Here is a 12,382-nt window from a genome sequence, read left to right as displayed (position 1 = left end):
ACAAGAGGCCAACCGATCAAGAACAAGGAGCCGATCCACCATGCGCCGATTCCCTGGCCACCCCGTCCTCAGCCCGCTAGCCCTGGCCTTGCGCCTGTCCTGCGCCGGGCTGGCCCTATCCATTGCAGCCCTGCCGGCCGTGGCCGAGGAGGCCGCCCGCCGTAGCTTCGACGTGCCCGCCGGCAACCTGGCCGAGGCGCTTGGCAGCTATGCCCAGCAAGCCGCCGTGTCGCTGGCCTTCACCCCCGAAGCGCTGACCGGGCTGCAAAGTAGTGGCCTGCACGGTCTGTATTCGGTGGACAGCGGTTTTGCCGTGTTGCTGGCTGGCAGTGGTTACCGGGTGAAGCGCAGCGACAACGGCTACCGGCTGGTGGCCGAGCCGCAGGTGGCCGTGGCGGGTGACCCGATGGAACTGGGCGTTACTACCGTGGCCGGCCAAGGCATGGGCGAAAGTACCGAGAACACCGGCTCGTATGCCCCAGGCCTGATCAGCGTCGGCTCCAAGACCCCGACCAGCTTGCGCCAGACGCCGCAATCGGTATCGACGGTGACCCGACAGCTGATCGAAGATCAGCAACTGACCGACATCAACCAGGCGATGAAAGTAACGCCGGGCATCGTCACCCAGAGCACCACCTTCCGCACCCAAGACTTCCTTTCACGCGGCTTCAGCATCCAGAACCTGCAGATCGACGGCGCTGCGCCACAGGCATTGGGGACCGCGATGGGCTCGTTCTATTCGTCGAACATCTTCGAGCTGGCCGAGTTCGACCATATCGAGGTGCTGCGCGGTACCGCGGCGCTGTATGGCGGCTCGGGCGACCCGGGCGGCATCATCAACATGGTTCGCAAGCGGCCGACTGCTTACAACCAGCTCAAGATGACCCTGTCGGCCGGCACCTGGGACAATTACCGCCAGGAGTTCGACCTCTCCGGCCCGCTAGGCTGGGATGGCCGCCTGCGCGGACGCCTGGTGATGTCCAACACCGATCGCCAGTATTTCACCGACAACCGCGCCACCGAGCGGCCGTTGGTGTATGGCGTGCTGGAGGCGGACGTTACGGACGACACCATGCTCACCTTCGGTGCTCGCTACAACAAATCCCACGAAACCGGCAGCAATAGCGCGGTGCCGCGCTACAGCAATGGTGCTGACCTGAACCTGCCACGGCATACCGGCCTGACCAAGAATTGGGCCTACCTCGACGCCACCGCGCGCGAGTACTTCGCCAAGGTGGACCACCGATTCAACGACGACTGGAAGCTCAACCTCAGCTACACCAACACGTGGGACCTTGGGTTGTTCAAGACGGCGACCACCCTGAATGCAGTAGACCCGGTGACCAATAGCGGGGCGACCTGGTACGGCACCTCGACCCGCCAGGAGAACGAGCAGCACCTGTATGACGGTAACGTCTCTGGCCACTTCCAGGCCTTTGGTCTGGACCATGAAGTGGTCTTCGGTGCCGACTACCAGAAGATCGACAGTCGGTGGCTGGGCACTGCGCCTTATGCCGCCTCGGGCGCGCCGGCCAACGTATTCGACCCCGACAGCTCAGCGTTCGACGACCCCGGCAACGGGCGTGACTACAAGCGCGACTACAGCCCCAACTCGCAACGCCAGTACGGCCTGTACGGCAGCCTGCGTTTGCAGCTGGCTGAACCCCTGCACCTGATTGTCGGGGCGCGTGCACAGCGTTTCCACTTTTGGCAGACCTACACCAACAACCTGACCTCGCCAGCAAGTATCTCCAGCCCGGAGCAGCGTATAGGCACGAAGGTCACCCCGTTCGGTGGCCTGGTCTACGACCTTGACGATCAATGGTCGACATACGTCAGCTATTCGGAAATCTACAAACCGCAGTCCAGCCGAATCAGCGGCCCTGCGCAAAGCGGTGCGCCGCTTGAGCCCATGACCGGCAAAACCTACGAAACCGGCCTCAAGGGTGAGTTGTTCAATGGCGCACTCAACGCCAGCGTGGCGCTGTACTACAGCACCCGCGAAAACGAAGCGGTGCAAGACCCGAACTTCCTGGCCACCAATGCCGGCTTCTCGGGCAGCTGCTGCTATGTGTCCAACGGTAAGGTGGTGAGCAAGGGCATCGACATGGAGCTGTCTGGCGAGCTGCTGCCGGACTGGATGCTGGTGGGGGGCTACACCTTCAACCTGAACCGTAACCGCAGCGCCGATGCACCGCTGAGCACGGTGATGCCAAAGCACCTGTTCAAGCTGTACAGCACCTACCGGCTGCCGGGTATCCTCAGCGACTTCAAGGTTGGCGGCGGCGTGCAGGTGCAAAGCGCCACGTACATGAGCGGTACAGTGAATCGCTACGACAGCAGCGGCGCGCTGGTTGAGCGAAACGTACCGTTCGACTTCGACCAGAGCGGCTATGCGATCTGGAACGCGTTGGTCGAATACCGTGTCGATGATCACTGGAACGTCACGCTCAACGGCAACAACCTGTTCGACAAGAAGTACTACGAAACCGTGGGTACTTCGACCTATGGCAACTACTATGGTGAACCACGCAACTTCATGGTGACCCTGCGCGGCACCTATTGAGGGTTTGGAAGCGGGGCAGGGCCTGGGTTAAGGTCGTAGGCTGTCCCGTTTCTCTCAGGAATCCCCTTTGCCCGCTTTCTACCTGAGTATCAGCCTGCTGCTGTATTTGCTCGCCCTGTTCTTCGATGGCGCGCTGATGAGCGGCGAGCGTCATATGCCGGCCTTGCAGATGTTGCTGTACGGGCCATGGGGCATGCCCTTCGGTTTGTACCAATGGTTTGCCAACCCGCTGCTGGCCCTGGCCATCCTTGCCCATCGGCGGTTCCGCCGCTTGGCATTGCTGGCCGGGTTGGCGGCGGTGTACCTGGCAGCCAGCAGCTTCGGCATCACCCGCCTGCCCGACAACCAGAGTTATGAGTTTCACGACCTGACCGGTTTTGGTGCTGGTTTCTATCTGTGGCTGGCGGCCATCGGGGTGTTCTGCCTGGGGCAGGCCTGGCATTGCTGGAAGGCACGTAGCGCCGACGACATGCCGGGCTGGAACTGGCTGGATGTGGCGTTGATTGCGGCGCTGGGCGTGGCGCTTTATTCAGCCACGCAGATGCCATCGCTGCGCTTCCACCCAGGCAAGGTACTGATGCCGCCGGAACAACCGCAGTCGTTTTGATACCCGCAAGGAGGGTTTGCATGATCAAGCATTGCCTGACAGGCCTGGCACTGGCCTGCGTTTTGCCGCTGGCCGTGGCGGACGATTACACGCCGGCCTACGGAAAGTGCATGGACAAGGCCTCCAGCACCGTGGCCATGAGCGAGTGCATCCAGGCCGAGACACACGTGCAGGACCAGCGTCTGAACCGGGTGTACAAGCAGCTGATGGGCAAGCTGGATGCCGGGCAGCAGAAAAGCTTGCGGGATGTGCAGCGTAAATGGCTTGCCTACCGCGATGGCAATTGCCAGTTTCATGTGCAGGCCAGTGGCGGGACGATGGCGCAGCTGGAGGGAGGGTCATGCATGATGGACATGACCCGCGACCGGGCGGCGGAGCTGGAACGGGTGCTCAGCCCCGGGCAGTGAGGTTGCCTGTCCCGGCCCCATCGCCGGCAAGCCAGCTCCCACAGGTACAGCTCACAGGCAGAAGATGGCACTCAACCTGTGGGAGCTGGCTTGCCGGCGATGGGGCGCGAAGCGGCCCCGCTTTTACTGGCGAGGCTCGCGCAGCGCCCGGGCCTTGAGGTATTCGCGCACTTCCACGGCATCCCCGGCAAACTCGATACGCTCTGCCTTGGCTGCACGCTGGTAGGCATACATCGGGTCGTAATACTCGTTGAGCAAGCCTTCGATCCAGCCCCGGTGCAGGTCCACCGCGCCGCTGCGCTGTTGCGCTTCAAGGGCGAGGCGCAGGATCTGCGAAAGCCGCTGATAGCGCTCCCCACCCAAGCGCTTGCAGATGTTGGCCATGCTTTGCAGCATGCGCTCGGCAAACAACCGGCGGCCATCCTCTTCGCCATGCACGGAGATAAACTCGGCACTCAAGTTGACCACGTAGTCGCGCAAGATGCGCTCCACGCGGTTGGCGAAGCTGTCTTCCAGCCACACCAGCGGGTACTGCTGCATACCCTGATACAACTCCAGTGGCACCGTGCAGCTGCCGACGATGCGGCCTTCATCTTCCAGCACGAACTGCTCGCAGCCGCGGGCGCGCTTTTTCAGCACATCGATGGCCAGCTGGTTTTCGAAGTCGATTTGCGCCGGCTGCGCGGTGGCGCGTTTGCCGAAGCTGGAACCGCGATGGTTGGCGTGGCCTTCCAGGTCGAGCACGTTGTCCAGCTGGTGCAGCACATCGGTCTTGCCGGTACCGGTCAAACCGCCCACCAGCACAAAATCGCATTGCGCCACCGCCTGCTGGGTGGTTTCCAGCAGGAAGGTGCGCATGGCCTTGTAGCCACCTTTGACACGCGGGTACTGGATGCCTGCTTCATCGCGCAGCCAACCCTGCACGATCTGTGAACGCAGGCCGCCCCGGAAGCAGTACAGGTAACCTTGCGGGTGGATCTGGGCAAACGCTACCCAGGCATCCATCCGCGCCTGCTTGGTGGCGCCGCTGACCAGCTGGTGACCCAGGACGATGGCGGCCGCCTGGCCTTGCTGTTTGAAGCAGGTGCCGACCTTCTGCCGCTCCTGGTCGTTCATCAGCGGCAGGTTGACCACGCCAGGGAAGGCGCCTTTGGCGAATTCGAGCGGCGCGCGCATGTCCATCATCGGCACGTCGTCGAGGAACAGCTGACGGAAGTCGGTGCAGTCGGGGCGCATCAGATCACCTCGACCGCGTGGCTCTGTCGCTCGACCAGCTTGCCGATAGGCGACAGTTGCAGGCCCAGTTCGGCAGCCACGGCGAGGAAGTCGGTTTCACCCTCCGGGGTAACGGCCACCAGCAGGCCCCCGCTGGTCTGCGGGTCGCACAGCAGGTGCTTCTGGTCGTCAGTGAGGGTGCCGATCTTGTGCCCGTAGCTGTCGTAGTTGCGCAGGGTCCCACCGGGGATGCAGCCCTCGGCCAGGTAGTGGTCGACACTGGGCAGGCGCGGTACCGCGGCGTAGTCCAGGTGCGCGGTGAGGCCGCTGCCTTCGGCCAGCTCGACCAGGTGGCCGAGCAGGCCGAAGCCGGTGACATCGGTCATGGCCTTGACCCCGTCGAGTTTGCCGAAGCGGCTGCCAGGTGTGTTAAGGGTGCACATCCAGTCGCGGGCGAGGCCCTGGTCCTGCGGGCGTAGCTTGGCCTTTTTCTCGGCGGTGGTGAGGATGCCGATGCCCAGTGGCTTGGTCAGGTACAGCTGGCAGCCTGCAGTGGCGGTGTCGTTGCGCTTGAGGTGGCGCTTGCTGACCACACCGGTGACGGCCAGGCCGAAGATTGGCTCGGGGGCGTCGATGGAGTGGCCACCCGCCAGCGGGATACCGGCTTCGGCGCACACGGCGCGGCCGCCACGGATCACTTCACGGGCCACTTCCGGTGGCAGCACGTTGACTGGCCAGCCAAGAATGGCGATGGCCATCAGAGGGTCGCCGCCCATGGCGTAGATGTCGCTGATGGCGTTGGTGGCGGCGATGCGGCCGAAGTCGTACGGGTCATCGACGATCGGCATGAAGAAGTCGGTGGTCGAGACCACACCGCGCTCTTCGTCCAGCGCGTACACTGCTGCATCGTCACGTGACGCGTTGCCGACCCACAGTTTAGGGTCCAGGGCCTGGGTGCCGCTTTCGGCGAGGATCACGTCCAGCACCTTGGGGGAAATCTTGCAGCCACAGCCGGCACCATGGCTGTACTGGGTCAGGCGAATCGGCTCGCTCATGTGTACCTCAGCAGGTCAAATTGTTGCGCGATTGTAGCAAAGCTGGCCTTTGGGCCCTTGCCTCTTATAATTCCCGATGTCGGCGGATTTGTCGGCACTTCCCCGCTATTGAACCGGAGAACACCCATGCTCAAACGCCCCCTGGCGCTCGCCGCCGGCCTCGTGCTGTCTTGCTGTGCCGTTGTCGTACAGGCCGCTGAAACCCTGCGGGTCAGCGCCATCCCCGACGAAGCGCCGACCGAGCTGCAGCGCAAATTCAAGCCACTGGGTGAGTACCTGGCCAAGCAACTGGGCATGGAGGTGAAGTTCGTACCCGTGGCGGACTACCCGGCGGTGGTGGAGTCGCTGGCCGCAGACCGTCTCGACCTGGCCTGGCTGGGGGGCTTCACGTTCGTTCAGGTGCACCTGAAGGACCCGACCGCCACGCCACTGGTACAGCGTGAGCAGGACGCACAATTCACGTCCAAGTTCATCACCGCCAACCCCGACGTGAAGAGCCTGAGCGATCTGAAGGGCAAGTCGTTTGCCTTCGGTTCCATCTCGTCTACTTCGGGCAGCTTGATGCCGCGTTACTTCATGCTCAAGCAGGACAATATCAAGCCTGAAGAGTACTTCAGCCGCGTGGCCTATTCTGGCGCCCATGATGCCACCGTGGCCTGGGTGCAGGCTGGCAAGGTCGAGGGTGGCGTGCTGAACGCCAGCGTGTGGCAAAAGCTGGTGGATGCAGGCAAGGTCGACACCACCAAGGTGAAGGTGTTCGCCACCACCCCAACCTACTTCGACTACAACTGGACCGTGCGCGGCAACATGGACCCGGCGTTGAAACAGAAAATCAAGAAAGCCTTCCTGGACCTCGACCCGAGCAACCCGGAGCACAAGGCGATCCTTGACCTGCAGGCCGCCAGCCGCTTCATCGAGACCAAGCCTGAGAACTACAAGGGCACCGAACAGGCTGCACGCGAGGCCGGCCTGCTCAAGTGACAGCTTCGAATGCGGCAATTCATCTGCACGGTGCCAGCCTGCGCCATGGCCAGGTACGCGCGCTTGACGCGGTGAGCCTGCGTATCGCGCAGGGCGAGCGTGTCGCCATCATCGGGCCGTCGGGGGCGGGCAAGTCCAGCTTGCTGCACCTGATGGCCACGGCCATCCAGCCCAGCAGTGGGCGCCTGGAGTTGCTTGGCGAGCAACCTTGGGCACTGTCGGCAAGGGCACGCCAGCGACTGCGTGCGCGGGTTGGCCTGGTGCATCAGTCGCCGCCTTTGCCACCGCGTCAGCGGGTGGTGACCGCCGTGCTGGCGGGTCGCCTGGGGCAGTGGGGTACGCTGCGCGGCTTGCTCAACCTGCTGTATCCCAGCGATGTGCCGGGGGCGCGCCAGGTGTTGGCTGAACTGGGCCTGGCCGACAAGCTATTCGTGCAGTGTGGGCAGTTGTCCGGTGGCCAGTTGCAGCGGGTGGGCATTGCTCGGGCGTTGTACCAGCGTCCGCAGGTGCTGCTGACCGACGAACCGGTGTCGGCCATGGATCCGGTGTTGGCCGACCACAGCCTGGCTTTGCTCAATCGCCATGCCCAGGCCACTGGCGTGACGTTGGTGGCGAGCCTGCACGCCGTAGAGTTGGCGCTGGCGCATTTTCCGCGGGTGATTGGCATTCGGGAAGGGCAGGTTGTGTTCGACTGCCCGGCCGAAGCGGTCACCGAGCAACTGCTGGACGCGCTATACGCCAACGAACAACTGGCTCCGCCGCCAACCCAGGGGCCGACCCTGACCGTGCAGATTCCGCGATGCTGAAGGCCGACGCCCGCGACCCCGCGCTGCTGCCGCGGTTGCTGCTTTCCCTGTTGGCGGTAGCGGTACTGTGGCCGGCTATCCTGACAAGCGAACTGAACCCCGGGGTGCTGTTGCAGGCGGACAACCGTCAGCAGATTGCCAGCTTTACCAGCGCCTTCTGGCCGCCGGCACATGATGCCGATTTTCTTGCACTGCTCTATGAAGCCACCTTGCAGACCCTGGCCGTGGCGACTGCCGGCATGGCGCTGGCGTTGTTGTTGGCGATCCCGGCTGGCTTGTTGGCCAGCCGTGCCTTGTCCTTGCGTGCTGCTTCACGCGGCGGGCGGGCCGGGTTCTGGTCGCGACTGTTGCGTCTGCCGGTGCGCGGGCTGCTGATTTTCCTGCGTAGCGTGCCGGAGATCGTCTGGGCGTTGCTGTTCGTGCGCGCCGTGGGGCTGGGGCCGACGGCGGGCGTACTGGCTATCGCCATCACCTACAGTGGCATGCTCGGCAAGGTTTACGCCGAAATATTCGAGTCGGTCGACCAGCGCCCGGCGCATGCCTTGTTGCAGGCGGGCAGTGGCCGGCTGGCGGCGTTTTTCTACGGCATCCTGCCCAATGCTGCATCGGAAGTGGTGTCATACACCGTGTACCGCTGGGAGTGCGCGGTGCGGGCTTCGGTGGTGATGGGCTTTGTCGGTGCCGGCGGGCTGGGCCAGCAGATCGACCTGTCGATGCGCATGTTCGATGGTGCGCAAGTGGCGAGCATGCTGCTTACGTTCTTGCTGCTGGTGATGCTGGCCGACCTGCTCAGCCGCCTGCTGCGCTGGAGGCTGGCATGAACCGCGCAATCAACCTGTTGCTGCTTGGCGCCATCGCGGTGGCGGTGGTGGCCTCGTTTGCTTACCTGGAGCTGGACCTGCGCGCACTGGTAGGCAACGGCGGGCTGGGGCAGATGGGCGAGTATGCCGGGCGCTTCCTGCACCCGGACCTGTCTACCGATCACCTGAAGGCAGTGTGGCGTGGGGCGCTGGAGACCCTTGCCATGTCTGGCCTGGGCACCTTGTTGGCGATGGTACTGGGGATGTTGCTGGCGCTGCCGGCGGCGGGGCGCTTCGGCTGGCCGTTGCAGGGCGCGGCGCGGTTGTTGCTGAATGCACTGCGGGCCATCCCTGAACTGGTGTGGGCTGCGCTGACTGTGCTGGCGGCTGGGCTGGGGCCGAATGCCGGTACCCTGGCTTTGGCGTTGCACACCGCTGGCGTGCTGGGGCGGTTGTTTGCCGAGGCGCTGGAGAACGCACCGCCAGAGCCGGCGGCGGCGATCCGTTTGCAGGGGGGCAGCCAAGTGGCGGCGTTCTGCTTTGGTACCCTGCCCAACCTGTGGCCGCAGTTGCTGGCCTACAGCTTGTACCGCTGGGAGAACAACATCCGCATGGCCAGCGTGCTTGGATTCGTCGGGGCGGGCGGGTTGGGGCAGATGCTGTACACCACCTTGAGCCTGTTCCAGGAGGCCCAGGCCAGCACGGTGATCATCGGGATGCTGGTGCTGGTGTTGCTGGTGGATGTGTTGAGTGACGTGTTGCGCCAGCGCTATGTGCGGGCCTGACGGAAAGCCCGGGCTGCAATGCAGCCCCGACATCTCTCAGGCGTCTACAGCCTCGGCACACTGCGCCTCCCGCTGCATCGACTCCAGGTTACGCTCGATCGTCTCGCATATGGTATCCATCTGGATCTGATGCTCGCTGAACCTGAACGGGCTCTGCAAGTCCGTGCCGATCCGCTCGATGGCCAGCAGCATGAACCCTACCACCGTCGATGCCAGCGGCGTGAACCAACCCAGCGATTCCACCAGCCCCACCGGCACGATCAAACAGAACAAAGTAATGAACAGCCGCGGAAAATACACATAAGGGTAGGGCAGCGGCGTGTTGGCGATCCGCTCCATGCCACCCTGGGCATTGGACAGGTCCACCAGCGTCGACTCCAGCCGTGCGAGGCGGATGCTGTCCAGCCGCCCGGCCTGGTATTCCCGCGCCAGCAAGGCCGCTGAACCGCCGAGAATGTCATTGGCGAAGTTATTCGAACGGTTGCGCCGCTCGAACTCCGCAGGCGGGATGAAGGCCATCAGCTCGTCCGGGCAGCGTTCACCCTTCAGGTGCGCCGCCAGGCAGTTCACATAGGCGATATGCCTGCGCAGCAGGGTGGCCTTGACCGGGTTCAGGCCATCATCCGGGTCGTCGATCAGGGTCAGCGTCTGCCGGGCGAAGCTGCGCGACCCGTTCACCAGCGCCCCCCACAACGTGCGTGCCTCCCACCAGCGGTTGTAGGCGCTACTGTTGCGAAAACTCACCAGCACCACCAGCGCCGAGCCCAGCAAGGTCAATGGGATCAGCGGCAGGGTGAACTTGCTGTTGAAGAACAGCATGAAGTCGATGGTGACCAGCACATCCCAGATCAGCAGCCAGAACAGCGACCAGCCGATGTAGCCGATGGTCTTCACGGCCAGGCGGTACTTGCGGGTGATGATGTCTTTCACGCGGGGGCACCTCGAAACGCGGGGGATGCAGGATGGGACGCCGAGGCTCGTCGAAGGTTCGAGGGTTGAATGTTGCAAGGGATTTTGTAGCTGAAACGAAGGGAAAAATCCGACCAGCCTGTCAGATGTGCCTGAATTCCTGATTCAGCTCAAAAACGACAGAGTGGGTCGCTTCAATCCTTGAATAGGTGTATCCATAAGGATACGATTGGGTGACCACTTGATGTTTCTCGTTGAACAGACGAAAAGCTTTGCCGCTTGGCTACTGCCACCCAGGCCGCCGATATCCTCAAAGCCAGAAAGCTGCTGAAGGAGATGAAATGAGCGAAAAATTGATCCCGTTTGATATGGCAGCCTTGTTGAGCAGCGATGAGGCAATCAGTGAATACCTTAGCCAGGTGCTATCAGATGGCGATACCGAGGAAATCATTCGAGCACTTGGACATATCGCTCGTGCACGAGGCATGACAAATATTGCTACGGAGAGTGGGCTGGGTAGAGAAAGCCTGTACAAGGCGCTGAGCCCTGGCGCGAAGCCTCGTTTTGACACTGTATTGAGGGTCATTCGTGCTCTGGGGGTGGACCTTCTCGTTCAGCCACATGCAATGACCCGCTGATCCAGCTCGGTTAAGTCAGTATTTGCTTCATCTGCACCAACGCTACCCGCGTGCCGTCCCACGCCTGCCGCTCCTCGATGCCGAACGGTGTGAAGCCCAGCTGTGGATAAAGCAGCAGGCCGGCGGTGTTGTGATTGAAGCATGACACCCAGACCTCCCGAGCGCTGTACTGCTGACGGGCGAGGTCGATCATTGCCGTTACCAGATAACGCGCTACACCAAGGCCGCGGGCGCTGGGGGCCACCACTACGTTGCCCAGGGCACATACGCCGCCATGTTCGGCTTTGTAGAAATTGGCGAAGGCCAGGACAGCGCCGTTACCTTCCACTACCGTGGAGCCGCTGCGTTGGGCAATGGCGTCGCTCAGCTGGTTGGGGGTGAGGGGGTAGGTGGCTTTGGGGAACATGTAGAACAGTTCGTCCGGGTTCTGCGGGAAGCTGCAGATGACGGGGATGTCTTCAGGCCGGATGGGGCGGTGGGTCAGGTGCATGGCAGGTCCTTCTCGCGTTGGTTGGCACGGCCTCTTCGCGGGTACTGCACAAGGCTCAAATCCTGTGCAGGCCCTGTGGGAGCGGGTTTACCCGCGAAGAGGCCATCAGCCTCACATCATAGGCCGCTTTCCATCCAATACCGCGACCCGATTCACGGCTTGGCGGCCACCGCCACGTAGCCTTTGACCGAAGCCGGTGCCTGGGGCTTGGCCTTGTGCGCCAGCAGGTACTGGTAACGCCGCCATTCCTTGTCGATTTCGCTGAACGACATGAACACGCTGATGCGGTCCTTGCCGGCCAGGTCCGGCCGCTTGCCGGCGTCGATCTCGCTGGTGGGGATGATGGCCACGTTGATGCCCACCACCTTGCCGTCATCGGCAAACACCGGCCCACCCGACATACCCTTGGTGATCGGGCCGTCATGCACTGAGTAGAAGACGCTGCCAGGCGTACCTTCAAGCCGTACCAGTGACGACAGGGCATGGCCCTTGCCCTGCATTGGCATCATGAAACTGTTGAAACCCACCGCCGTCACGGCTTCCCCAGGCACGTACTGGCGCCAGTGCGGCACGCTGCTGGCCTTGTGCTTGAAGAACACTACGTCACCGAGGCCCTCGTGGACCACGTTGCGCAGGAAGGGGGTGTGTTTGGCGGTTACTGCGTAATCCTCGTTCCACTGGATGGCGCTGGCCATCAGCAACATCGGCAGCGGTGCACCGGAAGTGACCACGAAAGCCTGGCTGTAGACGGGGTCTGAAACGTACGACGTTGGCACTCCATTGCACCCACTGAGCAGCATCATTGCCGCCATGCAGGGCGCGATTGTTTTCATGTGTCACACAGGGTGTGGAGAAATGGGAGCGCAACTATGGCTAAGTGCCATTACGCTGGCAATACTTTCGGCATATACCCGACGAATGACAGCTTAAGTGTTAGTCATGACGGCGGCCAATAGAATGCAGGTATGGCTACAGGTCCCAGAGCCATTGGGGCGGCGTCAAAGTGGAGGGATTTTTTTCGGGCGGATCTGATGGGTGTGAGCTGCATTGGGCTGCATTGGGCTATCACACTGACAAGCTACCTTTTTCAGGGCGACCTGTTCATAGTTGCCAGTCGACTTAC

Annotated in this window: 13 protein-coding genes; 8 read left to right on the top strand and 5 right to left on the bottom strand. The window is 62.6% G+C overall.

What is annotated here, in order from left to right; all coding sequences use genetic code 11:
• Positions 1–40 precede the first annotated feature (40 nt).
• From SB765_RS14400 to SB765_RS14390, 3 genes are all read left to right on the top strand, one after another.
• Positions 41–2,566: a TonB-dependent siderophore receptor gene (locus SB765_RS14400; RefSeq protein WP_410910777.1), complete on the top strand. Its 2,526-nt coding sequence runs from the start codon at positions 41–43 to the stop codon at positions 2,564–2,566.
• A 67-nt stretch (positions 2,567–2,633) separates the two neighbouring features.
• The gene (locus SB765_RS14395; RefSeq protein ID WP_341797606.1) at positions 2,634–3,173 is read left to right on the top strand and encodes a hypothetical protein; all 540 of its coding nucleotides are present in this window, start codon (positions 2,634–2,636) and stop codon (positions 3,171–3,173) included.
• Positions 3,174–3,193: 20 nt separating this feature from the next.
• Positions 3,194–3,580 carry a lysozyme inhibitor LprI family protein gene (locus SB765_RS14390; protein ID WP_049274139.1) on the top strand — a complete coding sequence of 129 codons (387 nt, stop codon included), beginning with the start codon at positions 3,194–3,196 and terminating at the stop codon, positions 3,578–3,580.
• 123 nt (positions 3,581–3,703) lie between these two features.
• Here the strand turns inward: SB765_RS14390 and mnmH are convergent, their stop codons facing one another.
• Together mnmH and selD are read right to left on the bottom strand one after the other, a co-directional pair.
• Positions 3,704–4,816, bottom strand: coding sequence for a tRNA 2-selenouridine(34) synthase MnmH (gene mnmH / locus SB765_RS14385; RefSeq protein WP_410910778.1), 1,113 nt, complete (start codon positions 4,814–4,816; stop codon positions 3,704–3,706).
• Positions 4,816–5,850 (bottom strand): selenide, water dikinase SelD, encoded by a 1,035-nt coding sequence (gene selD, locus SB765_RS14380; protein WP_341797609.1) that lies wholly within the window; start codon positions 5,848–5,850, stop codon positions 4,816–4,818. The genes mnmH and selD overlap by 1 nt, the downstream gene beginning before the upstream one ends.
• Positions 5,851–5,976: 126 nt before the next feature.
• On the opposite strand from selD, the gene SB765_RS14375 reads away from it, so the two are divergent.
• The 4 genes from SB765_RS14375 to phnE are packed head-to-tail and all read left to right on the top strand — an operon-like array spanning position 5,977 to position 9,222.
• On the top strand, positions 5,977–6,831 hold the full coding sequence (locus SB765_RS14375) for a putative selenate ABC transporter substrate-binding protein (protein ID WP_341797610.1): 855 nt from the start codon (positions 5,977–5,979) through the stop codon (positions 6,829–6,831).
• Positions 6,828–7,637 (top strand): phosphonate ABC transporter ATP-binding protein, encoded by an 810-nt coding sequence (locus tag SB765_RS14370; RefSeq protein WP_019438899.1) that lies wholly within the window; start codon positions 6,828–6,830, stop codon positions 7,635–7,637. The genes SB765_RS14375 and SB765_RS14370 overlap by 4 nt, the downstream gene beginning before the upstream one ends.
• Positions 7,631–8,458 carry a PhnE/PtxC family ABC transporter permease gene (locus SB765_RS14365; protein ID WP_410910780.1) on the top strand — a complete coding sequence of 276 codons (828 nt, stop codon included), beginning with the start codon at positions 7,631–7,633 and terminating at the stop codon, positions 8,456–8,458. Before SB765_RS14370 ends, SB765_RS14365 begins: the two co-directional genes overlap by 7 nt.
• On the top strand, positions 8,455–9,222 hold the full coding sequence (gene phnE, locus SB765_RS14360) for a phosphonate ABC transporter, permease protein PhnE (protein WP_410910781.1): 768 nt from the start codon (positions 8,455–8,457) through the stop codon (positions 9,220–9,222). Before SB765_RS14365 ends, phnE begins: the two co-directional genes overlap by 4 nt.
• Before the next feature lie 36 nt (positions 9,223–9,258).
• On the opposite strand, the gene SB765_RS14355 is transcribed toward phnE, so the two are convergent.
• Positions 9,259–10,152 (bottom strand): bestrophin family protein, encoded by an 894-nt coding sequence (locus SB765_RS14355; protein WP_063426321.1) that lies wholly within the window; start codon positions 10,150–10,152, stop codon positions 9,259–9,261.
• Between the two features lie 320 nt (positions 10,153–10,472).
• Here SB765_RS14355 and SB765_RS14350 point away from each other — a divergent pair, with 320 nt between their 5' ends.
• The gene (locus SB765_RS14350) at positions 10,473–10,769 is read left to right on the top strand and encodes an addiction module antidote protein (protein ID WP_341797613.1); all 297 of its coding nucleotides are present in this window, start codon (positions 10,473–10,475) and stop codon (positions 10,767–10,769) included.
• A gap of 10 nt (positions 10,770–10,779) precedes the next feature.
• Here SB765_RS14350 and SB765_RS14345 read toward each other — a convergent pair whose 3' ends face one another.
• Positions 10,780–11,259 (bottom strand): GNAT family N-acetyltransferase, encoded by a 480-nt coding sequence (locus SB765_RS14345; protein WP_341797614.1) that lies wholly within the window; start codon positions 11,257–11,259, stop codon positions 10,780–10,782.
• Positions 11,260–11,411: 152 nt separating this feature from the next.
• Positions 11,412–12,059, bottom strand: a complete 648-nt coding sequence (locus SB765_RS14340) for a trypsin-like peptidase domain-containing protein (protein WP_341798855.1) — start codon at positions 12,057–12,059, stop codon at positions 11,412–11,414.
• Between the last annotated feature and the right edge of the window lie 323 nt (positions 12,060–12,382).

Origin of the sequence: Pseudomonas sp. SIMBA_067, from assembly GCF_046534675.1 — a bacterium.
Classification (GTDB): Bacteria; Pseudomonadota; Gammaproteobacteria; order Pseudomonadales; family Pseudomonadaceae; genus Aquipseudomonas; species Aquipseudomonas putida.
The sequence above is the reverse complement of the archived record's forward strand: the minus strand, read 5'-3'. Positions and strand labels throughout refer to the sequence as shown.

What these genes read in the sequence shown, in the direction of transcription:
- SB765_RS14400 (WP_410910777.1), top strand. Translation starts at nt 41, where the DNA reads ATGCGCCGATTCCCTGGCCACCCCGTCCTCAGCCCGCTAGCCCTGGCC.
- SB765_RS14390 (WP_049274139.1), top strand. Translation starts at nt 3,194, where the DNA reads ATGATCAAGCATTGCCTGACAGGCCTGGCACTGGCCTGCGTTTTGCCG.
- mnmH (WP_410910778.1), bottom strand. Translation starts at nt 4,816, where the DNA reads ATGCGCCCCGACTGCACCGACTTCCGTCAGCTGTTCCTCGACGACGTG.
- selD (WP_341797609.1), bottom strand. Translation starts at nt 5,850, where the DNA reads ATGAGCGAGCCGATTCGCCTGACCCAGTACAGCCATGGTGCCGGCTGT.
- SB765_RS14375 (WP_341797610.1), top strand. Translation starts at nt 5,977, where the DNA reads ATGCTCAAACGCCCCCTGGCGCTCGCCGCCGGCCTCGTGCTGTCTTGC.
- SB765_RS14365 (WP_410910780.1), top strand. Translation starts at nt 7,631, where the DNA reads ATGCTGAAGGCCGACGCCCGCGACCCCGCGCTGCTGCCGCGGTTGCTG.
- phnE (WP_410910781.1), top strand. Translation starts at nt 8,455, where the DNA reads ATGAACCGCGCAATCAACCTGTTGCTGCTTGGCGCCATCGCGGTGGCG.
- SB765_RS14350 (WP_341797613.1), top strand. Translation starts at nt 10,473, where the DNA reads ATGAGCGAAAAATTGATCCCGTTTGATATGGCAGCCTTGTTGAGCAGC.
- SB765_RS14345 (WP_341797614.1), bottom strand. Translation starts at nt 11,259, where the DNA reads ATGCACCTGACCCACCGCCCCATCCGGCCTGAAGACATCCCCGTCATC.
- SB765_RS14340 (WP_341798855.1), bottom strand. Translation starts at nt 12,059, where the DNA reads ATGCTGCTCAGTGGGTGCAATGGAGTGCCAACGTCGTACGTTTCAGAC.